Consider the following 20443-nt stretch of genomic DNA (forward strand, 5'->3'; position numbering starts at 1 on the left):
ATGGACGTGAGCGTATTTGGAACGGGGTATGTAGGGCTGATACAGGCGGCGGCGCTGGCCGATGTCGGGCACCGCGTCCTGTGCGTCGACATTGACCCGAACAAGATCCGTCAATTGCAGCAAGCGGTACCGCCGATCAGCGAGCCGGGACTGTCCGGCCTGCTCGAAGACAACATCAAGACCGGACGCCTGTCGTTCAGCTCCCAGGCCAGCGATGCGGTGAACCATGGCGAACTGATCTTCATTGCCGTCGGCACGCCCGCCGATGAAGACGGCTCGGCGGACTTGAGCCATGTGCTGGCGGTCACCCGGCAAATCGCTGATTTCATGGACAGCGATCGCACCCTGATCATCAAGTCCACGGTGCCGGTCGGCACGGCTGACAAAGTCGCCGAATGCGCTCGCCAGGCCTTGGCGCGGCGTGGCCTGAAACAGCTGAATGTCCGCGTCGTCTCCAACCCCGAATTCCTCAAGGAAGGCAGCGCCCTGGCCGATTGCATGCGCCCGGACCGGATCATCATCGGCACCGGCGATCAGTTGGCGCGGGATCAGATGAGCGAGCTCTACGCGCCGTTCTGCCGCAACCACGAAAAACTGATGTTCATGGACAACCGCAGCGCGGAGCTGACCAAGTACGCCGCCAACGCCATGCTCGCCACCCGCATCAGTTTCATGAACGAACTGGCCAACCTCACCGAACGCCTGGGCGCCGACATCGAGGCCGTGCGCAAGGGCATCGGCTCGGACCCGCGCATCGGCTATCACTTCATCTACCCGGGCTGCGGTTTTGGCGGCTCGTGCTTTCCCAAGGACCTGCGGGCCTTGCTGCACACCGCCGAACAAAGCGGCATGCCCCTGCGCCTGCTGCGCAGCGTCACTGATGTGAACGACAGCCAACGGCACATTCTCTTCGAAAAACTGGCCCAGCAGTTCCCCGACGGATTGGCCGGCAAGTCGATTGCCATCTGGGGCCTGGCCTTCAAGCCCAACACCGACGACATGCGTGAAGCGCCCAGCCGCTACCTGATGGAAGCGCTGTGGCGCGAAGGCGCGAAAGTCCATGCCTACGATCCGGAAGCCATGTCCGAATGCCGGCGCCTGTATGGCTACCGCAAAGACTTGAACCTGTGCGCGACCCGCGATGACACGCTGGAAGACGCCGATGCCCTGGTGATCTGCACGGAATGGAAGAATTTCCGCGTGGTGGATTTCGATTTCCTGGCCGGCAAGCTCCGCGCCCGGGTCATCATCGACGGCCGCAACCTGTACAACCCCGAGCACCTGGCCGCTGCCGGGCTGCTGTATCGCGGCATCGGCCTGCGGCACACCGTGCCCAGCGTCCCGGGGCCACAAGCGTGAACATCCTGGTGACCGGCGCGGCCGGTTTCATCGGCGCCCATTGCGTGCTGCGGTTGCTGCGCGACGGCCACGACGTGTGCGGGCTGGACAATTTCAACGACTACTACGACCCGCAACTCAAGCACGACCGCGTGGCATGGGTGAAGGACCAGGTCGGGGAATTTCCACTGGCGCACATCGACCTGACAGACGCGTCGGCGATCGATGAATTGTTCCAGCTCCGTCGCCCGGACGTGGTGATTCACCTCGCCGCCCAGGCCGGCGTGCGTTATTCGCTGGAAAATCCCCGCGCCTATGTCGACAGCAATCTCGGCGGGTTCCTGAACATTCTCGAAAGCTGCCGCCATCACCCGGTCAAGCACCTGATCTACGCCTCTTCCAGCTCGGTGTACGGCGCCAACCAGCGCACGCCCTATTCGGTGCAGGACGGCGTGGATCATCCGTTGTCGTTGTACGCGGCGACGAAAAAGGCCAACGAATCGATGGCCCACAGCTACAGCCACCTGTTCGGCATCCCTTGCACCGGCCTGCGGTTTTTTACCGTGTACGGCCCCTGGGGGCGGCCGGACATGTCGCCGATCCAGTTCGCCAAGGCCATCACCGAAAACCAGGTGTTGCGACTGTTCAACCACGGCGAGCATGCACGCGACTTCACGTATATCGACGACATCGTCGAGAGCATCGCCCGGCTGGTCGAACGCCCGCCTCGCCCGATACCGGACTGGAATCGCGAGCAACCAGACCCGGCCACCAGCCTGGCGCCATGGTGCCTCTACAACATTGGCGGACAGCACCCGGTGGCGCTGCGGACCTATGTCGCGCTGCTGGAAAAACACCTGGGCCGCACGGCCCGGATCGAGCTGCTGCCCCTGCAGCCGGGGGACGTGCTCAACACCTGCGCCGATGCCAGCGACCTGGCCCGGGCCACCGGTTTCCAACCGCGCATCGAACTGGACGACGGCCTGGGTCGCTTCGTCGACTGGTTCCTCGATTACTACGCGCACCCCATCGTCCACGCGCCGCTTGCGGCCGAATCTCAGCGGAGGAGTCTATGACCCGACATGAACAAGGCATCCCGATCAGCGCCTTCGGACGCGACAAACGTGTCGACCCCGAGCACCGCCGACGCCTGGACGCGGCGATTCACCGCCAAGGTCGCGGCTGGTTGACCGGTCGCGACGGCGGTCGGCCCTGGACGGTCTCGCGGACCAATCGGGTGGTGGCCTGCCTCGGCGCACTGGCGATCCTGGTGCTGCTCGCCCCGGTTCTGCTGGGCCTGGCATTGCTGGTCAAGTTTTCCAGCCCTGGCCCGGTGCTGTTCGTGCAAAAACGCACCGGTTATCGCGGTCGCGTGTTTGGCATGTACAAATTCCGCACCATGGTCGCCGACGCCGAAGCCCTGAAAGAGTCGTTGCGCCACCTGAACAAGCACGGCGCCGACGCCATCGACTTCAAGATCGACAACGATCCGCGCATCACCCCCATCGGCCGGTTCCTGCGACGCAGCAGCCTCGACGAACTGCCCAACCTGATCAACGTAGTGACCGGTGACATGCGCCTGGTCGGCCCCCGGCCCACCTCGTTCAACGCCTATCGCTACAAGGACAACCATCTTGTGCGCCTGAGCATCTACCCCGGCCTCACCGGCCTGTGGCAGATCTCCGGGCGCAGCAATATCGACTTCGACCAGCGCGTGGAACTGGACCTCAGCTACATCGCCGAGCAGAGCCTGCTGTTGGATTTGAAGATCCTGATGATCACCCCCTTCAAAGTTTTCAGCGGCCACGGAGCGAGTTAAATGGACGGTTCGACGAATATCCTGACCATAGCCAGCCCGAGCGAGACCAACCTGACCTCGACCGTGCTCGACCCGGATCTGCGGATCCTTCTACTGACGGCCGCCAACACCGGCACCGGCACGAGCACCAGTGCCATGGCGCTGGCTGCCCAGCTGGCGCAGATGAGCAACGGTCGCGTGCTGCTGGTGGACGCAAGCCAGTCGCCGCATAACCTCAGCCAACAACTGTCGTTGCAAAAAGAGCGCGGTTTCAGCGACCTGCTGTTCAACAGCCTCGCCCCGCCCCTGCTGCAAGACTGTGTGGTGCAGATTTCCAGCCTGCCCTTCGACGTGCTGCCCAACGGTCGTCTCGGGCACAACGCCGAACGCCTGAGTCCCGAGCGACTGCGTCCGTTGTTCCGGCAACTGGCGACGCAATACCGCTTCGTGGTGATCGACGCCGACGCGGTGTACTCGGCCACCGACACCCTGGTCATGAGTACCCAGGTGGACGGCGTGGTGCTGGTGGTACGCGGCGAGGACACCCGCTGGGAAGTCGCCCAGGCCGCGCGGCAGCGCTTGGTCCAGGCCGGCGCGAAGGTCGTCGGCAGCGTGTTCAACCGCCGCAAGTACTACATGCCGAAGTGGCTCTACAACAACCTTTAAGCCTGCAAAAGGATGACGAGATGAACGCCAGAATGCTTGTCCTGCTGTTGCTGCCGCTTGCCGGTTGCTCCAGCCACAACGAAAACACGACGATGCCGGTGCAGATCCTCACGGCCGCGCCGGCCAATGCCCAGGCCACCGACATGCCCCGGGTCGAACAGACGCTGCGGCCGCAGGACGTGCTGGATGTGATTTTTCACATCGACACGACCTCGTCCCAGGCTTATCGCGTGCAGCCGGGCGACCAGGTTGCCCTGAACTTCACCGCCGCCAGCCAGCTCAACGGCACGCAACAGGTGATGCCCGACGGCACTATCGAACTGCCGGGTGCCAACACCTCGGTGAAAGTCGCCGGCCTGACCACCGACGAGGCGCGCCTGGAAGTGCAGCGTGCCTACAACCAGAAGATGCTGTTCCAACCCAACCGCAACCAATTGAGCGTCCTGGTGACCAGCCCGATGTCCGGTGAGGCGAACTTGCGCAACACCTTGATCCACCCGGCCACGGGCATGAGCCGGGAGATCATCGTGGGCCGGGATGGCTACGCCGCCTTCCCGGAAATCGGTTCCGTGCCGTTGCAAGGCATGACCGTTACCCAGCTGGAGACCTTCCTCAACGAGCGCTACGCCCAGTTGCCAGGCCACATGACCGTCGACGTGCTGCTCAAGTCCACCGCCGGCAACGAGATCTATGTGCTGGGCGAAGTGGCCCAACCCGGTTCCTACCCGATCCGCCGGCCCATCTCGGTCCTCGAGGCGCTGACCCTGGCCCGCGGCACCAACGTCAAGGCCCGGCTCGACTCGGTGGTGATCATGCGCCGCAACGGCAACCAGGTCGAAACCCGTCATTACGACGTGGAAAAAGCCTTGAGCGGCGATGCGTCGCAGATCGCCTACCTGCAACCGGAAGACATGCTCTTCGTACCCAAGACCGGCCTGGCCAAAGCCGGTGAAATGGCCCGGCAACTGGCCGACGTGGTGCTGTTCCAGGGCGTTGGCGTCAGCTTCGGTTATGACCTCGACAACAACAGCAACGGCAACTGACCCGGGTGAATGATCATGAATCCCAAGGAAAACTACCTGCACGAGTTCTTCAGGATCTTCTTCGCCAACAAGCAGTGGGTGAAGCGCGTCTTCCTGATTTTCGCCGTGATCGCCCTGGTGCTGCCGTTGATGCTCAAGCAGAGCTTCGACATCACCGCCCAGGTGATCGTCCAGTCGAAAAAGCTCTCCCAAGGCGATGCCACGACTTCGCTGAACCAGGAAAACGCGACGTTCGTTCCGCCATCCCTGGCGGACATGGAAACCGAGAGCAACATCCTGCGCTCGCCGGCGTTGATTCGCGAAACCATCAAGACCCTGCGCGACCAGGGTGAATACACCCCAAGCCCGGGCGTCCTCAACAAATGGGTGAGCGAACCGTTCAAGCGCTACATCACCCAGCCGCTGCGCGAATACGTCATCAACCCGGTGCGTGACGGCCTGGGGCTTGAAGTCGACCCCGTGCGCGACACGGTGCTCGACACGCTGACCGACGAGGCGATCGAAAACCTGAAGATCGAGACCCTGCCCGGTTCCAACGTGATCTCCATTGTCTACAGCTTCGGTGATCCGGCCCAGGGCACCCGGTTCGTGGGGCAACTGCTGCAGAACTACCTCACCGGCCGCCAGGACTTGCAGTCGATCGAGTTGCCCCAGACGTTCTACGAGCAGAAGAAAGTCCAGTACCAGACGCGCCTTGACGGTTTGGAAGGCAACCGGCTGACGCTGCTCGAGGGCGTTGGTTCTTCCGATCCCAAGGAAGAAATCACGTTCCGCTTGAATGCGATCAACACCGAAGAGCAGGCCCTGAACCTGTACCAGGATCGCCTGCTGCAAAGCCAACGCTGGCTCGATTACCTCAAGACCAGCCTGGCGGCGGCGAACAGTTCGCGGTTCAACGACTACACCTTCCCCTTCACCTTCACCACCACCGTGGACAACATCGCCTTCGAGGACAGGGAAATCAGGCAATTGGGTGAGCAATTGACCAGCCAGGTCAGCCGCTACATGAACGACCTGGCGATTTTCCAGCCCAGCAGCGAACCGATGTTGCTGGCGCGCGAGCAGATCATGCGTACCCGCCAGCAATTCCTGAAAGTGGTGAATAACCGCATCCAGGAACGCACCACCGACCTGGCGGTGGTCAGCTCGGTGATCAATCAGAAAGTCGAACGCATCGCCGCCTTCAAGGACCGCATCCACCAGTTGCAGGAAACCCAGAGCAAACTGCGGCAAATGGACACCGAGATCAACGCGCTCCACGCGGCGTTCTCCACCTATGCCCAACGCTTCGCCGAAGCCAGTTCCGCCCGTTCACTGGACAACGACCTGTCCAATGCCCGGGTCCTGAGCCCGCCGTTCGAACCGACCGCCGCAGCGTTTCCCAAGCCGGTGCTGATCATCGCCTTCGGCCTGTTCAGCGGCCTGCTGCTGGCGATCGCCCTGGTCTATGTGCGTGAGTTCTTCGACCATCGCTTCAAGCACCCTGCGCAAATCAGCCACCAATTGGATCTGCCGGTGCTGCTGGTGATCAACGAGCAATCGCCCGAACAGATCAACCCGCACCGCAACTGGAGCGTGCCCAGCCTTGTCCATTGGGTGAAAAATTGAACGCGCCGTTCGGCCCGTCCCGCCAAGACAGCCCCCTGTCGATCATTCATCTGCTCGACAGCGGCGGCTTCTATGGGGCCGAGCGGATGTTGCTCGATCATTGCCTGGCGACGCCCGGCCAGCATCAAGTGGTGTTCCTGGCGGCGCCGCCGACGTTGATCACGCGGTTCCGCCAGGCCGGGGTCGATTGCTGCCATTGCGCCAATTGGGCCGAGCTCTTGCAGCATTTGCGGCACCGGCGCGACGAGCGACCGCTGATCAATACGCACAACTTCAAGGGCCTGTTGTTCGGCTGGGCCGCGGCCACGATGCTGCGCCTGCCGCTGGTGATCACCCAGCACGGCTTCACGCCACGCAGTCCCAAGCAGCGGTTCTATACGTGGCTGAGCCTGCAACTGTGCCGCACCGCGCCGGTCAAGCGTGTGGTTTGCGTGGCCGAAAGCATCGCCGCGCTGCACCGCCAGGCCAGCGTTAACGCGGACAAGCTCGACGTGATTCCCAACGGTTTGCCAGCCGCCACGACGCCGCTGCCCCATCGCGACGACAGGCAACGCTGGCGGGTCGGCTACGTCGGCCGCTTGAGCAGCGAAAAAGGTCCGGACCTGTTCCTCGACGCGATGATCCCGCTGTGCCAGCGCCATGCGTCCTTGCACGCGGTGATGCTCGGCGATGGCCCGGAACGCCAGCCGTTGCTCAAACGCATCGCCGATGCCGGGCTGCCAACGCGCATCGAGTTGCCCGGCTATCAGACCGACATGGACGACTGGTGGAGCCGCCTCGATGCGCTGGTGATCAGCTCGCGCACCGAAGGCACGCCGATGATCCTGCTCGAAGCCATGCAGGCCGGCGTGCCGGTGGTGGCGTTCGGCGTCGGCGGTATTCCCGATATCCTGCAGGACCGTCACAACGGCCTGCTCGCCACGCCGGCCGACAGCGAGGAGCTGGCACGCCAGATCGAAACGCTGTACAGCGAACCGCCCCTGGCGCGAATCCTCGCCGACAACGCGCGCCGTACCCAAAGCGACCGCTATGACCTGCGCACGCTGGCCGAACGCTGGTCACAACTTTATATCCGCACGGCACGGGAGGCTCGGCCATGATCGTCCCGCTCTCGATCGTCAGTCTGCTGGGGCTGGTGTGCCTGGCATTGCTGGCCAGTCCTTATCCGTTTCTCGCACCGGGTGCGGTGCTTGGGCTCGTGGGCGTTGCCATGCTGTACCGCAAGCCCACTTGGGGTTTGCTGGGCATTGCCGCGCTGCTCCCGTTCGAAGGCCTGTTCAAGGACAACGCGTTTTCCGGCAGCAAATTCTTCGGTGTGGCGCTGATCCTGATCCTGATGCTGCAGTTGGCCTTGCACCAGATTCCTGCGACGCGCTTGCGCAGCAATATCTGGAAGCCGCTGCTCGGCTTCATGGCCCTGTATGGCCTGAGCCTGTTGATCTCGGAAAACATGGACCTGTCCCTGACACAGCTGCGTGAACTCTCGGTAGGGCTGATTCTGTTCGTGATCACGTTGCTGATTGGCCGCGAGCTGAACCTGGATATGTTCGCCCGACTGATGACCGTGAGCGTCGCCACGGCCTGCGTGCTCGCGATGTTTTCAGCCAAATACCAGGATCAGGGCCGCGCCTCGGGTCTGTTGGAGGACCCGAACGCCTTTGCCCTGTTGATTGCGTTTACCGTGCCGCTGGCATTGTGGTTGACCATTCGCAGCCAGAACTTGCTGCAACGCTTGTTCTGGGGTGGCGGTTTCATCCTGTTGTTGGGCGGCATGACCAAGACCGAATCACGCTCAGGCCTGGTCGTGTTGCTGCTCAGCCTGGTGATCGGGTTGTATCACTACAGGGCGCAGCTGCCACGCATACGTCCCCGGCACCTGGGGTTCGCGATGCTCGGCCTGGCGCTGGCTGTTCCGGCGACAATCGCCTTGATGCCGGCTGGCTACGTGGCACGCATCCAGTCATTGAGCATTCTCAGTTCCGGCGCCAACGCCTACCAGGACGGATCCTTGGGACGCCGCGCCTCGTACATCGTGGTGGGCAGCCAGATGATCCGGGAGAAGCCGATACTCGGTTCCGGCCCGGGAACGTTTCCAGAGCACTACGCCCCCACCGGTTACGCGAAGGCGTTCTCGGCCAATCGCAAACGGGGGGATCTGTACCGCCAGGCCCATAACACCTATCTGGAGATCTTCAGCGAAGTCGGCGTGCCGGCCGGCTTGATGTTTGTCGGCATGATTGGGCTGGGCCTCTACAACCTGGTGCGCGCGCGCCAACTCTGGCTCCAGCGTCGGGACTGGGCCCAGGCGGACCTGTTGACGCACCTGGGCATGAGTTTCCTGTCGCTGGCATTGTTCCTGATGTTCCTCAGCGCGCAGAACCACAAGTTGCTGTGGATCATGCTCGCCTTGACCAGTGTGCTGCGCTACCACGCCGAACAGGTCGAGCCGCAGGAGGCCCGTTCATGAGCCGCGTAAGCGTCGTCATCCCGATGTACAACGAGGCCCGCCACATCGGCCGTACGTTGCTGGCCGCGCAGGAAGCGGCTCGCCAGGCGCAACTGGAATGCGAGCTGATCGTGGTCGACAACGGCTCGGACGATCACGGCCCGCGCATCGCCAACGAACTGGGCGCACGTGTGCTGATCGTGCCTGGCGTGCACATCGGCGCCCTGCGCAACCGCGGCGCGGCGGTCGCCAGCGGTGAATGGCTGGCGTTCATCGATGCCGACATGGAAATGCCGGCCGACTGGCTCAAGTTGTTGGTTGAAATGGAAGGCCGCCAAGGTGATGTGCTGGGGCTTGACCTGGACACGCCCGCGCAAGCGCCTTGGTTCGCCCAAGCGTGGCAGCGCCGCAGCCAGCGCCCGGGATCGCGCCCCTTGCGCCGGGTGCAGTGGCTGCCCAGCGCCAACCTGCTGATGCGCCGCACCTGGTTCGAACAGGTCGGCGGTTTCGACGAAACCCTGCGCACCGGCGAAGACAAGGATTTTTCCCTGCGCTTGCGCGAAGCCGGAGCGCAGTTGCTGCTGGTCACTGAAAGCCTGGCCTTGCACTGGGGTTACGAAGGCAGTTGGCGCGAGTGGATGAGCAAGGAACTGTGGCGCCAGGGCAGTCACTGGCAGTTGTTGCGCAGTCACGGGCCGAGCCTGCGCCTGTTGCGTTTTCCTGCGCTGTCGGTGGGCATCTGGGGCCTGGATTTCCTGGCACTGGTCGCCCTGCTCCAAGGCCAGGCGCGCCCGGCCTTGATGCTGTTATTGATCGCCACGTTGCCGGCCTTGTTTCTCAGCCTGCGCCAGAGCCACCGCGCCCCGCGCTTGACGTTGCAATTGTGGGCCTTGCACGAGGTGCGCTTGCACCTGACTGGCGCCGCGTTGCTGCTCAATCTTTTTCAATGGAATGCCAGGAGACCTGCCCGTGGCTGAATTCATTTATTGGTCTTGCCTGTTGCTGCCGGTGTACGCCTACCTCGGCTACCCCGTGCTGTTAACCCTACTGACGCCTTTTTTTCCGGTACGGCGCTACGGCAAACCCTTGCCGATGGATGTCAGTATCGTCATCGCCGCCCACAACGAGGCGCGGCACATCGAAGAAAAGTTGCGCACCTTGCTGGCCCAAGACTATCGGGCGCATTCGCTGCGGATCATTCTCGCCAGCGACGGTTCCACCGACGACACCGTGGCCTGCGCGCGCAAAATCGGCGACTCGCGCATCACCGTGCTCGACCTGCCACGCCAGGGCAAGGCCGCCGCCCTCAATACCGGCGTGGCCCATAGCTATGGCGAGATCCTGGTGTTCACCGACGCGGACAATCAATGGGCCCCGGACACGCTCGGCCACTTGCTGGCGCCGCTGGGCGATCCGGAAGTTGGCGCCTGCGCCGGGCACATGGACATCCCCGTGCCGGGCAAAGGCCTGAGCCTGGGCGACAGCCTTTATCGGCACTATGAAGGCTGGTTGCGCCGGGTGGAAAGCCGCACAGGCTGCATGGTCTCGGCCGACGGCGCGTTATTGGCGCTGCGCCGGGCACTGTTCCAGCCGATACCGGCGCAAGTCAACGATGACTTTTTCCTCAGCACCTGCGCGCCGGCAGCCGGCAAATCCATCGTTTATGCACCGAAGGCCCGGGTGACCGACCAGGGCGTGGACGAAGCCGGCAAGCAGTTTCGTCGTCGCCAGCGGGTCACCGTCGGCGGGTTGCAGAGCCTCGCCCAGCGTCGGGAACTGCTCAACCCGCTGCGTCATGGGCTCTATGCCATCGGGTTGATCAGCCACAAATTGATCCGCCGCCTGGCGCCGGTGCTGCTGCTGCCCTTGTTGTTGAGCAACGCCTGGCTGTGGAACGACCATCCGTTCTATCGCCTGAGCCTGGTGGCGCAGTTGCTCGGCTACGCCATGGCACTGATCGGGTTGCTGGACGCCGGCCACCGTTTGCCCCGGCCCTTTCGCCTGGCGGCGTTCGTGCTGGTGACGCTGGCGGGCATGAGCATCGGGCTCTGGCAGTTCCTGCGAGGCCAGCGCTACAGCCAATGGAATCCCGAGCAGAATCGTTAAGGAGATGGCCGATGTCGATCAAATACGTTTTCAAGCGCACCGGCGGCTGGCTGTACCTGAACACGTCCCTGGGTCGCCATCCGTTGCGTGGCGCCGGCGTCATCCTGATGCTGCACCGGGTGCTGAACAACGACCGCGCCGCCGAACTGCCCCATCGCAACGAGCTGTGCGTGGGGCCCGATGCATTCGAACATTTGCTGATCTGGCTGCAACGGCATTTTGAATGCGTGCCCCTGATGACGTTGCTGCTGGCCGACCCTGAAAGCGTTCCAAACCGTCCCCGGGTGGCCCTGACGTTCGACGATGGCTGGCGCGACAATGCCATGAACGCCTTTCCCCTGCTGCGCCAATACCAAGTGCCTGCGAGCATTTTCCTGTCCACCGATTTCGTCGGCAGCCGCCAGCACTTCTGGTGGGAAAGCATCGGCGAAACCCTGTGGGGCAGCCATGGGCAGGTAGCACGGCATTCGCTGATCGAGCATTTGCAGCACGCCGGCCGGCCGTTACCGGTGCTGCTCGATGATATCGACGACGAGCGCCGCAGCCTGGCGCTACTGCACTATCTGCAAAGCCTCAAGACCCTCGATGCGCGCACCTTGAGCGACCTCACCGAAGCCTGTCCGCACGGTGCCCAACCCCAGGCGCTGGACTGGACCCAGGTGCGCATGCTCGAAGATTCCGGCCTGGTGCGCTTCGGCCCCCATGGCGCCAGCCACGCGATTCTGACGGGCCTGGACGACCAGCGCCTGCACGAGGAACTGACCCGCAGCTGGACCGCCCTGGAGAATGGCTGCGCCCAGCCCTTGCCGGTGTATTGCTACCCCAACGGGGACAACGACGCCCGTGTGCGCGAGCATGTGGCGGCCCACGGTTTTCCGTTCGCGCTGGGCACCCAGGCCGGACTGTATCGCCATGACGGCGACCCGCTGAACCTGCCGCGTTTCGGCGTCAGCCAACGCAACGCCTGCCACCCGGAATTGTTGGCTTGGCGCATTCGTCGAGGAGCCCGCTCATGAACCGCGCACGTTACCTCAAGCTCCTGGTGTTGAGCATGGGCACAAGCCTGGCGATGCTCTGCCTGCGCCTGTTGCGCAACGTCTTGCTGGCACGGATCCTGGGGCCCAGCGAACGCGGGCTGTTGGCGCTGCTCAGCACCCTGCCGGACTTGATCAGCGCCATCACCAGTGGCGGGCTGAATTCCGCCGTGGGTTATCAGGCGGCGCAGCACCGCTCGATGAGCCTGCTGCTCAGCCATGTGTTGGTCTTCGGTTGCCTGCTGGCGGGACTGCTGACGTTGCTGGTGGTGGCGCTGGTACGTGAGTTCGGCGCCGAACTGGACATCGCCGTGCAACTGGGGCTGCTGGCCTGGCTGCTGTTGCTGGCCGTACCGCTGGCGGTACTCAAGAGCGGCCTGCTGACGCTGCACAACGCCTCCGGCGGCGTTGGCGCGTTCAACGCCTTGCGGCTGATGGAATCCCTGGTGCCGCTGTTGCTCTTCGTGGCGCTGTTCTGGATATGGAAAGACACGGCGCTGGAAGCAGCGCTGATCAGCTGGCTGGCGGGCCTGAGCCTGGTGGTGCTGGCAGGTTGGATGTGGTTGCGTCGCGATCATTCGATCACCCTGCGCTGGGACCGCACCGGCCAGAACGAACTGTTGCATTACGGTGTCCGCAGTCACCCGGATATCCTGTTCCAGCAATTGATGATGCGCTCGGACTACCTGTTCATCGGCGCACTGCTGGGCAGCACGGCGCTGGGACACTACGCCATGGCCAGCGCCGCCGCGGAACTGCTGCATATCGTCCCGGAAGCGGTCACCACGCCGCTGATGAAAAGGCTCCTGCAGCAAGACACCGATATGAAGCGCCTGACCCCGTTGGCCTTGCGCCTGACCGCCACGGCCATGCTGGGCGCCTGCCTGGGCATGGCACTGGTCGGCGAATGGCTGATCATCACCCTGTTCGGCATCGCCTATCAACCGGCGTACCCGGCCCTGCTGGCGCTGCTGCCAGGGGTATTCGGGTTGTGCTACGCGAGCATCCTGCGCCTGGACCTGCTAGGCAAGAACCGCCCCGGCGCTGTTTCGCTGATGATGGGCGGGGGGGCGCTGTTGAACCTGGCGCTGAACGTGATCCTGATCCCGCGCTACGGCATCGTCGGCGCTGCCGCCGCTTCTTCAATTGCCTACCTGGGCGTGACCCTGCCGATGCTCGCCATGTATTGCCGCCTCAGCGGCGTGTCGCCGTGGCAGACGCTGATTATCCTGCCCAGCGATCTGCTGCCGATGCGTCAGATGCTGTTGGGAAAATCTGCGTGAATACCTTGTCCAGCAAAATCGCCATCGCGAGCAAGCTCGCTCCCACAGGGTCCGGTGGCGGACATGGCATCTGCATCCACCGAAGATCTACTGTGGGAGCGAGCCTGCTCGCGAAAGCGGTGGGTCAGTTTGCGGTGATGTTGAAGGTGACGGCCTCTTCGCGAGCAGGCTCGCTCCCACAAGGGGCCGGTGTTGGACATGGCATCCGCATTCACCGCAGGTCCACTGTGGGAGCGAGCTTGCTCGCGAAAGCGGTGGGTCAGTTTGCGGTGATGTTGAAGGTGACGGCCTCTTCGCGAGCAGGCTCGCTCCCACAGAGGAGAATCGCGGCGGGTCTATGTCTTCTGGTATTGGCTTGCTCGGCCCAGGCCGCGTCCATGCAATGGACCGGCATCCGTGACGGCAGCCTGTATCTGCAAACCGACCGCCCGGACACCGTCACCGTCCGCTGGGTGCCCGCCTGGCAAGCCGAGGCCAATGCCGAACATCTGTATCTGCTCGACGGCCATGGGCGATTGGCGGGAGAGCGCCTGGTCAAGGCGGATCAGACCCGTGGCGAGCAGCAATGGCCGCTGCTGCCGGGCGCCACCAGTTACCGACTGGAAATTCCCGGCTACAGTTTCCGGCGCTATAGCATCGAACACGACGCGCGCATCCGTGCGTTGTTCGCCCCGGCCAAGGTGCATTTCAGTGCTGAAGCCCACGATGGCGACGAGCTGTATTTCAAAGTGGCAGCGGGCGAACAGGCGGTGCTGGCGGGCAAGTTCCACGGCGGCGTACGTGCGTTGCAAGCCCGGCGGGTTGCGGACGGCAAGCAGCTGCAACTGAATCTCAAGCCACAGCGGGCCTATTGGCAATTCGATCAGGTGGCCCTCCCGGTGGCGGACGCGGACCAAATCTGGCGCGTGCACCTGCAAGGCAACGGCAAGGTCGCGTTCTGGTTGGACGGCACCGCCAACCTGTTCGCCCAAGACCCGGCGCACTTGCAACCAGTGCGCCAGGATCCGGGGCAGACCCACCTGACGCTGCACGACGAGGCGCTCGGCACGACCCCCAAATTGGGCATATATATGCCCTATGAATTACTGCCGCCCTCCAGCTACGCGGTGCTCGATGCGCTAAAACCCCAGGCGGCAACCCTCTACAGCTTCGTCGACGTCATGGCGGCCAAGGTCAATCACGAAGATGCTTTCCGACGCTTGTACCGGGGGCGCTTCGGCATCAGCCAAGACATTACCCTGTTGGCCGCCAGTCAGCGCCGGGCGGATCTGCAGGCCGACCGGACCAGTCTCAGCGGCTTGCAAGCCTGGCTCATGTCGACCCGAGCCTCGGACGACAACGGCGTCCACTACCTCAGTTTTGCCGACGAGCCAAACCTGAACTACCCGGACTTCGCCAGTTTCCAGCAAGTGTTCCAAAGCATGGCTGCCCAGGTCCGCGCCGATCCCGCCAACGCACGCGCCGGTGTTCGCATCGCCATACCCGCCAGCTCCCGGTTCACCAATGGCCCCTTTACCGACAATGCAGCTGACAAGCGCGGGATCGACTGGGCACGGCGCCTGCTCGCGACGTCCGACGATCAGATCGACGCCCTGGCCTGGCATGAATGGATGATCCGCGACCTGCTGGCAACCCGGGTCTATCGCGACAGCGTCCGCCAAGCCGCCAACCTGGTGGGACTGGACAGCCAGGGCCGGCCCCGCAAGGCTTTGCTATTGGACCAGACCAACATGTCCAGCGGCTCGAGCCTGAGCCCTTACGACCAGGAGACCCACTACGCGGCCTTGTGGTGGACCTCGGTGGCGATCAACGCCTCCGCGGATGGATGGCTCGACATGCTCAACTGGTTCATGCTCGCCGACGAACCTGAATACCCCAAGGGCATGGTGCGGGTGCTGGACAATGAGCGCTTCGAACTCAAGCCCGTAGGCCTGGCCCAGCAGTTCATCCAGCAGCACTGGCTCGACCAGGTGCTGCGCCTGGACAACGACGCGTTTGAAGTCGACGTACTGGCCATGGCCACCGGCAAGCAACGCAACCTGCTGGGCGTGAACAAAAGCACGCGAGCCCATCAGGTCAGCCTCGACGGCACGGCCTGCCCCCAGCCAGGCATGAGCCTCCTGTATTTCGGCCCGGACAACCGCAGCAAAAACGTTCCGTTTGATTGCAAGGCCGGCCAGGTCGGCTTTCTCCTGCCAGGGGAAACCGTGTTCGCCCTCGGTTGGACAGCTCCGCTTTCACCCCAACCCGCCACCCGTCAGGAGGCACCATGAACGCTCTGCAAACATTGCGTGATCACATCCAGAAAAAAGGTCTGCGCGCCGTCCTAAAACAGCTATGCAGACGCTACGTATTTTCCCATACCCGACTGGTGTGGCTGGAGCACGATATACGCACCCCGCTCCCCCCACACAACCTCAAGCCCTACCCACCAATGCGCCTGGAATTCATCACAATCGCCAACGCCGACGCATTTGCCCGGCACTTCGGCGACCGCGTCGAAACCATGCGCGAGTTGGCGGCCGAAGGTTATACAGGCTTGATGTACCTGGATGATCAGGGCGATACCGTGGGCTTCGCCTGGGCCAGCACCCGGGACTATTTCGACCGTCATTTCTATCGCTGCAACTTTCCGATCCAGCCTGGCGAGTACTTCCAGTTCGGTGGCGAGGCGATTCGTCGATACTGGGGAACCAGTATCTCGGCGGACATGCAGTTGGAGGTATGGAAAGTCATGGCAGACCAGGGATGCCACACGATGGTCGATGTCTGCGATTTGCAAAACGTCCAGGCGATCAAGATGCATATCCGCATGGGCTTCCAGGAGCGCGGCAAGATCACCCACGTGTATCGCCTGTTCGGTCATTGGAGGTTCTTTCGCGACACGCTTTACCGCGGTTCTGTGCTGGACGGCTTTCGTAAACCGGCCCAGCCGGTTACCTCGACAGCAGCGGCCTGACTTCCATGGCGATCCGGTACCAATGGTGTCGCTCCCTGGGCGCGGAGGATTTCCCTGCAACAGCTTATGAACAGCTGCGAACGCAGGTGGCCGACGCCACACCGTTCAACACCCTGGCCTGGCTGCAGGCGGCGGAATTCGCCCTGGTGCCGGAGCAGCAACTGCATATCCTGCTGGGCTGGCAGGACCAGACCTTGTGCTTCTGCCTGCCCCTGATATCAGGACTGGAACGTATCGGCGGGCTGCGGTTCCGGGTGTTGCGTCATTTGGGTTTTCCAATGGCCGACCGCATCGCCCTGCTGGCGCGCATGGACGCCGAGGGCATGGGCCAGGCGCTGATGCAGATCCGTCAGCATTTGCCCCACGCGTTGCTGCAAATCAATGAAGTGATCGAGCCCGTCGGGGAGCAAAGCGTCCTCAGCGCCTGGATGGCGCTGAGTTCCACCGGAGAGCGGCGCCTCAGTTGCCGGGTTCCGGTGCACCTGATCACTGAAAGCGACCATCAGGAGATCTCTGGCGATCCACGCTACAAGCTGCGGCGAGCGCGCAAGCGAATCGCGGCTTGTGGTGCCGAGATCCGTCGGATAACGCCAGACGCCATCAGCATGGGGCAACTGTTGCGCGCCCTGGCCGATGTCGAGGACGCCAGTTGGAAAGGCGAGGAAGGCGTCGGCATCTTCGCCACACCCCTTCGCCGGCAATGGATGAACCTCGCCTTCACCGCCCTCGCCGCCCAGGGCCTGGTGCGAGTGGTGATGCTGGAGCTGCACGGCGAATGCATCAGCTATCGCCTCGGCCTGCTGGATCAGGGCCGGCTGTATGACTACAACCTGGCGTTCCTGCCGCAACACGCCGACCTGGGCAGCGGCCGGGTATTGCTCGAAGAGTGGATTCGCTGGGGGCTGGACGAAAACTGGCGGTGGATCGATGCGTCGCGGGTCAGCCTGGAGAACTCCAACCACCAACTGCACGAGCGCATGACCGGACAACTTGAACAGTGGCGCTGGAGTTTTTACTCCTGGCAACCCGATGGCTTGCTCCTGGGGTTGGCCTTGCGGCTATGGAAGAGCCTGAAACCCTGGCTCGGCAAGCGCAAGGCCAAACCAGCCGCGACGACGGCGTCTTCCACCAAACATCACGAGAATACGCATGCCTCGCCAAGTGATCGTCAACGCTGATGACTTCGGGCTCAGCCTCAGTGAAAACGACCTGATCCTGCGAGCCTTCGAGGCCGGCGTGATCAGCTCCGCCACGGCGATGGCCAACATGCCGGGGTTCGACCAGGCGTGCGAACTGTCCCGGCACCCGTTGCTTGAAGGGCGCGTCGGCCTGCATTTCAACCTCAGTTATGGACCGCCGCTGAGCCCGGCGATCAAGTCACGGAAAAATTTTTGCAATGCCGCGGGCGAGTTCGACCTCAACCTCTCGCGATACTGCCTGCGCCTTGGGTCGCGAGATCTGGCGGCGGTGGAAGAAGAGCTCCAGGCCCAGTGGCAACATTGCCTTGACCGTGGCCTGCGCCCCAGCCACCTGGACTCGCATCAGCACGTGCACAACATCTGGCCCGTCGGACAGCTGGTGGCACGCTTCGCCGCTCGACACGGCGTACCGGTGCGCCTGGCGCGCAACCTGGGGCCAAACCTGAGCGTGCCCAAGCGCATCTTCAAGACGTTGTTCAATCATCGCCTGCGCCGGCTGTGCGGCGCGACCGCCGACTACGTCTGCACACCAGCGGACCTTGACCACGCCGCGCCGCCGGGCCACGGTTCGCTGGAAGTAATCGTTCATCCACTGGAACTGGATGGCGACTTCGGTGACGCCAGTTTGCTACCGGGCAACTCACTGACCCAGGTGCTGCACCAGCGCCTGGCGGGGGTGCCGAAGGTGGGGTATGGCGAGAATGGGCGCAGGTTCTTGCTGGTTGACGTGGGAGTGACTCCACCAGAACCGAGTTAAACGCAAATCCTGTGGGAGCGGGCTTGCTCGCGAAAGCGTCCTGACAGTCAACATTCTTACTGACTGACACACCGTCTTCGCGAGCAAGCCCGCTCCCACAGCAATAGCTGCATGCCTTGCGTCGACGTCAGTGACCCAGGCTCACCCGCGCCAGCGAGGCACGGCGATCGATGGCTTCACGCAGCCGACGTCTTTGCGCCTCCCACACCATGGCGTCGACCCGGACCGAACGCATCAGCACCAGCATCGCTGCCTTGGCATTCAGGTATTCAACCCATGCATCCCGGGCCTTGAGCCTGTGTCGTTCTTCATCGCTCATGTCCATGCGCCTGAGCGCCAGGGCGCATTCGTCCTGGATCAGCGGCCCAAGGGTCATCTGGATCCGGTGAGGAGCCTTGAAGCCTGCCGTACCGGCGACGATTTCCCGCGCCCGATCCAGGCCCCATTCCAGCGCCTGGGGAAGGGGTTCACGCAAGGCGCGGTCATGGAATTCCTCGACCCAGACGGAGCCGTTCGGTCGATAAACACAGACGAAAACCTGTGTGATGCTCTGCTGGTTGATCCGTGTCTGGACCTCGACCTGCGTGCCGTCCTCAAGAACTTCTTCGTGGTTGCGGCCTGGCAACCGGCTGTTCACCCAAAGCCAATACTGTGCGCTTCTACGTCGCATCGCGTTGCCCTCCCCCTCAGGAACAAGGAGTAAGGCACACGGGTGAAGTATTTTCCAGCCACGAAAAGTGCGCTCCGGACGAATGACAGCGTCGTCTATCGGTCGAGCTTTTTCTCCACCTGGGCGACCTTGTCCTGAAGTTTTTCGGCATCCTGTTCATGGCTCTTGATCGACTTGGGCGTGATCGTCTTGTCCACTTTGTCAGTTGCCGAATCCGGCTGGCGCACATCGCGCTCGACCACATCCACCGGCTCACCGGAAGCGTCTTTCGCCGGTGCATTGTTGCCAGGTTGGGTCTGCCCTTTGGAATGCTCGATCGTCATGATGTCGTCCTCGATGTGATGGTTGTCGAATTTTCGAGTGGGGCGAAACGGCGAGAGTTCGATCGGGTTGCACGTACCCTGGAAAGGCAGAGCGAAACCACGGGTAAACTGTCCGAAATCCCTGCGCGCAATCCAGAGAATCTGCTAAAAAGCAGCTTCTGTCCGAGTAGCGAATCGCATCGATGCCCGCATTTTTATGTTCTCGCTTCAAACAGCGCTGGCTGGCCTGGTCGTTGATGACCGCGATGGTGGTCGGCCTGCCAGTGGGCTGCGCGGCGTTGCAGCACAAGGAGCGCGAGCTGGTGTTTCGCATCGAGCCGGGAACGGCGAGCTGGTTCAGCGGCCTTCCCAGCGGTTTGCAGGAATTCGATCTCAAGCCCAAGAATTTCAAGGCCGGGGAAAATATCCATGGCTGGTGGTGGCCGGCTGAACGCAAGAACGCACCGGCCATCCTGTACTTGCACGGTGTGCGCTGGAACCTGACCGGGCAATTGTTTCGCATCCAGCAATTAAGGGCGCTGGGCTATTCGGTGCTGGCAATCGATTACCGTGGCTTCGGCAAGAGTCAGGGGGACCTGCCGTCGGAGTCCAGCGTCTACGAAGACGCGCGAGTCGCCTGGGAGCACCTCGTAAAGCTGCAACCGGATCCGGCCCTGCGGCTGATCTACGGTCATTCGCTGGGTGGCGCCGTCGCGGTGGACCTGGCGGCGGAACTGGGCCAGGAGGCTGCAAGCAACGGCACCCCGGTGCCGGCCCGAGGCCTGGTGATCGAATCCACATTTACATCGCTGGGCGATGTCGCCACCGCCATGGCCGACACGTCCTTGCCGGTGCGCTGGTTGCTCTCGCAGAAGTTCGACTCCATCGACAAGATCGGCGAGATCAACATGCCGCTGTTGATTGTCCATGGTGCGGCCGACCGCTACGTGCCCCCCCGCTTCAGCGGACAGTTGTTCAACGCCGCCCGGGAACCCAAGCGTTTGCTGCTGGTGCCCGGAGCCACGCATAACAACAGCATGAGCCTGGCGGGCAGGACGTATCGGCAGGCGCTGGACGCGTTGATGAAAAGTACCCCCTCGTCGGTGGCTGGAAACTCCCAGGCCAGCCCGGACAAAGCGGGTTGATCCACAACCACCTGTGGGAGCGAGCTTGCTCGCGATGGCGGCGGCACATTCACATGGATGCAAACTGAACCACCGCTATCGCGAGCAAG

19 protein-coding genes are annotated in these 20443 nt (G+C 62.9%); 17 read left to right on the forward strand and 2 right to left on the reverse strand.

Annotated elements, in window-relative coordinates:
- The 16 genes from JMN22_RS12325 (at position 1) to JMN22_RS12400 (ending at position 18237) form a co-directional block, all read left to right on the forward strand.
- Positions 1 to 1359, forward strand: coding sequence for a UDP-glucose dehydrogenase family protein (locus JMN22_RS12325; protein ID WP_030142091.1), 1359 nt, complete (start codon positions 1 to 3; stop codon positions 1357 to 1359).
- Complete coding sequence (locus JMN22_RS12330; protein WP_198795996.1) at positions 1356 to 2414, forward strand: NAD-dependent epimerase; 1059 nt, start codon at positions 1356 to 1358, stop codon at positions 2412 to 2414. Before JMN22_RS12325 ends, JMN22_RS12330 begins: the two co-directional genes overlap by 4 nt.
- The gene (locus JMN22_RS12335) at positions 2411 to 3157 is read left to right on the forward strand and encodes a sugar transferase (RefSeq protein ID WP_198795995.1); all 747 of its coding nucleotides are present in this window, start codon (positions 2411 to 2413) and stop codon (positions 3155 to 3157) included. The genes JMN22_RS12330 and JMN22_RS12335 overlap by 4 nt, the downstream gene beginning before the upstream one ends.
- Complete coding sequence (locus JMN22_RS12340) at positions 3158 to 3802, forward strand: CpsD/CapB family tyrosine-protein kinase (protein ID WP_030142088.1); 645 nt, start codon at positions 3158 to 3160, stop codon at positions 3800 to 3802. It begins immediately after the preceding gene.
- 20 nt (positions 3803 to 3822) lie between these two features.
- Entirely contained in the window at positions 3823 to 4845 is a 1023-nt protein-coding gene (locus JMN22_RS12345; protein ID WP_030142087.1) for a polysaccharide biosynthesis/export family protein, read from the forward strand.
- A 15-nt stretch (positions 4846 to 4860) separates the two neighbouring features.
- Positions 4861 to 6453, forward strand: a complete 1593-nt coding sequence (locus JMN22_RS12350; protein ID WP_198795994.1) for a GumC family protein — start codon at positions 4861 to 4863, stop codon at positions 6451 to 6453.
- Complete coding sequence (locus JMN22_RS12355) at positions 6450 to 7553, forward strand: glycosyltransferase family 4 protein (protein ID WP_030142085.1); 1104 nt, start codon at positions 6450 to 6452, stop codon at positions 7551 to 7553. Before JMN22_RS12350 ends, JMN22_RS12355 begins: the two co-directional genes overlap by 4 nt.
- Positions 7550 to 8920: an O-antigen ligase family protein gene (locus tag JMN22_RS12360; protein ID WP_030142084.1), complete on the forward strand. Its 1371-nt coding sequence runs from the start codon at positions 7550 to 7552 to the stop codon at positions 8918 to 8920. The genes JMN22_RS12355 and JMN22_RS12360 overlap by 4 nt, the downstream gene beginning before the upstream one ends.
- Positions 8917 to 9876 carry a glycosyltransferase gene (locus tag JMN22_RS12365; RefSeq protein WP_030142083.1) on the forward strand — a complete coding sequence of 320 codons (960 nt, stop codon included), beginning with the start codon at positions 8917 to 8919 and terminating at the stop codon, positions 9874 to 9876. Before JMN22_RS12360 ends, JMN22_RS12365 begins: the two co-directional genes overlap by 4 nt.
- Positions 9869 to 11005: a glycosyltransferase family 2 protein gene (locus JMN22_RS12370; protein ID WP_198795993.1), complete on the forward strand. Its 1137-nt coding sequence runs from the start codon at positions 9869 to 9871 to the stop codon at positions 11003 to 11005. The genes JMN22_RS12365 and JMN22_RS12370 overlap by 8 nt, the downstream gene beginning before the upstream one ends.
- 11 nt (positions 11006 to 11016) lie before the next feature.
- Entirely contained in the window at positions 11017 to 12021 is a 1005-nt protein-coding gene (locus tag JMN22_RS12375; protein WP_030142081.1) for a polysaccharide deacetylase family protein, read from the forward strand.
- Positions 12018 to 13322 carry an oligosaccharide flippase family protein gene (locus JMN22_RS12380; protein ID WP_198795992.1) on the forward strand — a complete coding sequence of 435 codons (1305 nt, stop codon included), beginning with the start codon at positions 12018 to 12020 and terminating at the stop codon, positions 13320 to 13322. Before JMN22_RS12375 ends, JMN22_RS12380 begins: the two co-directional genes overlap by 4 nt.
- A 377-nt stretch (positions 13323 to 13699) precedes the next feature.
- The gene (locus tag JMN22_RS12385; protein WP_198795991.1) at positions 13700 to 15595 is read left to right on the forward strand and encodes a hypothetical protein; all 1896 of its coding nucleotides are present in this window, start codon (positions 13700 to 13702) and stop codon (positions 15593 to 15595) included.
- Entirely contained in the window at positions 15592 to 16281 is a 690-nt protein-coding gene (locus JMN22_RS12390) for a GNAT family N-acetyltransferase (protein WP_198795990.1), read from the forward strand. The genes JMN22_RS12385 and JMN22_RS12390 overlap by 4 nt, the downstream gene beginning before the upstream one ends.
- A gap of 5 nt (positions 16282 to 16286) precedes the next feature.
- Entirely contained in the window at positions 16287 to 17459 is a 1173-nt protein-coding gene (locus JMN22_RS12395) for a GNAT family N-acetyltransferase (protein WP_198795989.1), read from the forward strand.
- Positions 17431 to 18237: a ChbG/HpnK family deacetylase gene (locus JMN22_RS12400; protein ID WP_198795988.1), complete on the forward strand. Its 807-nt coding sequence runs from the start codon at positions 17431 to 17433 to the stop codon at positions 18235 to 18237. Before JMN22_RS12395 ends, JMN22_RS12400 begins: the two co-directional genes overlap by 29 nt.
- Before the next feature lie 127 nt (positions 18238 to 18364).
- On the opposite strand, the gene JMN22_RS12405 is transcribed toward JMN22_RS12400, so the two are convergent.
- Together JMN22_RS12405 and JMN22_RS12410 are read right to left on the reverse strand one after the other, a co-directional pair.
- Positions 18365 to 18907, reverse strand: a complete 543-nt coding sequence (locus tag JMN22_RS12405) for a hypothetical protein (protein WP_030142076.1) — start codon at positions 18905 to 18907, stop codon at positions 18365 to 18367.
- A gap of 95 nt (positions 18908 to 19002) precedes the next feature.
- Positions 19003 to 19230 (reverse strand): hypothetical protein, encoded by a 228-nt coding sequence (locus JMN22_RS12410; protein WP_198795987.1) that lies wholly within the window; start codon positions 19228 to 19230, stop codon positions 19003 to 19005.
- A 182-nt stretch (positions 19231 to 19412) separates the two neighbouring features.
- Here JMN22_RS12410 and JMN22_RS12415 point away from each other — a divergent pair, with 182 nt between their 5' ends.
- Complete coding sequence (locus JMN22_RS12415) at positions 19413 to 20354, forward strand: alpha/beta hydrolase (RefSeq protein ID WP_272929138.1); 942 nt, start codon at positions 19413 to 19415, stop codon at positions 20352 to 20354.
- Positions 20355 to 20443: the final 89 nt, after the last annotated feature.

The sequence above is a fragment of the Pseudomonas sp. HB05 genome (genome assembly GCF_016756915.1).
Taxonomy (GTDB): Bacteria; Pseudomonadota; Gammaproteobacteria; order Pseudomonadales; family Pseudomonadaceae; genus Aquipseudomonas; species Aquipseudomonas alvandae.

What these genes read in the sequence shown, in the direction of transcription:
- JMN22_RS12415 (WP_272929138.1), top strand. Translation starts at nt 19,413, where the DNA reads ATGCCCGCATTTTTATGTTCTCGCTTCAAACAGCGCTGGCTGGCCTGG.
- JMN22_RS12390 (WP_198795990.1), top strand. Translation starts at nt 15,592, where the DNA reads ATGAACGCTCTGCAAACATTGCGTGATCACATCCAGAAAAAAGGTCTG.
- JMN22_RS12400 (WP_198795988.1), top strand. Translation starts at nt 17,431, where the DNA reads ATGCCTCGCCAAGTGATCGTCAACGCTGATGACTTCGGGCTCAGCCTC.
- JMN22_RS12335 (WP_198795995.1), top strand. Translation starts at nt 2,411, where the DNA reads ATGACCCGACATGAACAAGGCATCCCGATCAGCGCCTTCGGACGCGAC.
- JMN22_RS12365 (WP_030142083.1), top strand. Translation starts at nt 8,917, where the DNA reads ATGAGCCGCGTAAGCGTCGTCATCCCGATGTACAACGAGGCCCGCCAC.
- JMN22_RS12385 (WP_198795991.1), top strand. Translation starts at nt 13,700, where the DNA reads ATGCAATGGACCGGCATCCGTGACGGCAGCCTGTATCTGCAAACCGAC.
- JMN22_RS12380 (WP_198795992.1), top strand. Translation starts at nt 12,018, where the DNA reads ATGAACCGCGCACGTTACCTCAAGCTCCTGGTGTTGAGCATGGGCACA.
- JMN22_RS12360 (WP_030142084.1), top strand. Translation starts at nt 7,550, where the DNA reads ATGATCGTCCCGCTCTCGATCGTCAGTCTGCTGGGGCTGGTGTGCCTG.
- JMN22_RS12410 (WP_198795987.1), bottom strand. Translation starts at nt 19,230, where the DNA reads ATGACGATCGAGCATTCCAAAGGGCAGACCCAACCTGGCAACAATGCA.
- JMN22_RS12375 (WP_030142081.1), top strand. Translation starts at nt 11,017, where the DNA reads ATGTCGATCAAATACGTTTTCAAGCGCACCGGCGGCTGGCTGTACCTG.
- JMN22_RS12395 (WP_198795989.1), top strand. Translation starts at nt 16,287, where the DNA reads ATGGCGATCCGGTACCAATGGTGTCGCTCCCTGGGCGCGGAGGATTTC.
- JMN22_RS12345 (WP_030142087.1), top strand. Translation starts at nt 3,823, where the DNA reads ATGAACGCCAGAATGCTTGTCCTGCTGTTGCTGCCGCTTGCCGGTTGC.
- JMN22_RS12405 (WP_030142076.1), bottom strand. Translation starts at nt 18,907, where the DNA reads ATGCGACGTAGAAGCGCACAGTATTGGCTTTGGGTGAACAGCCGGTTG.
- JMN22_RS12325 (WP_030142091.1), top strand. Translation starts at nt 1, where the DNA reads ATGGACGTGAGCGTATTTGGAACGGGGTATGTAGGGCTGATACAGGCG.
- JMN22_RS12350 (WP_198795994.1), top strand. Translation starts at nt 4,861, where the DNA reads ATGAATCCCAAGGAAAACTACCTGCACGAGTTCTTCAGGATCTTCTTC.
- JMN22_RS12340 (WP_030142088.1), top strand. Translation starts at nt 3,158, where the DNA reads ATGGACGGTTCGACGAATATCCTGACCATAGCCAGCCCGAGCGAGACC.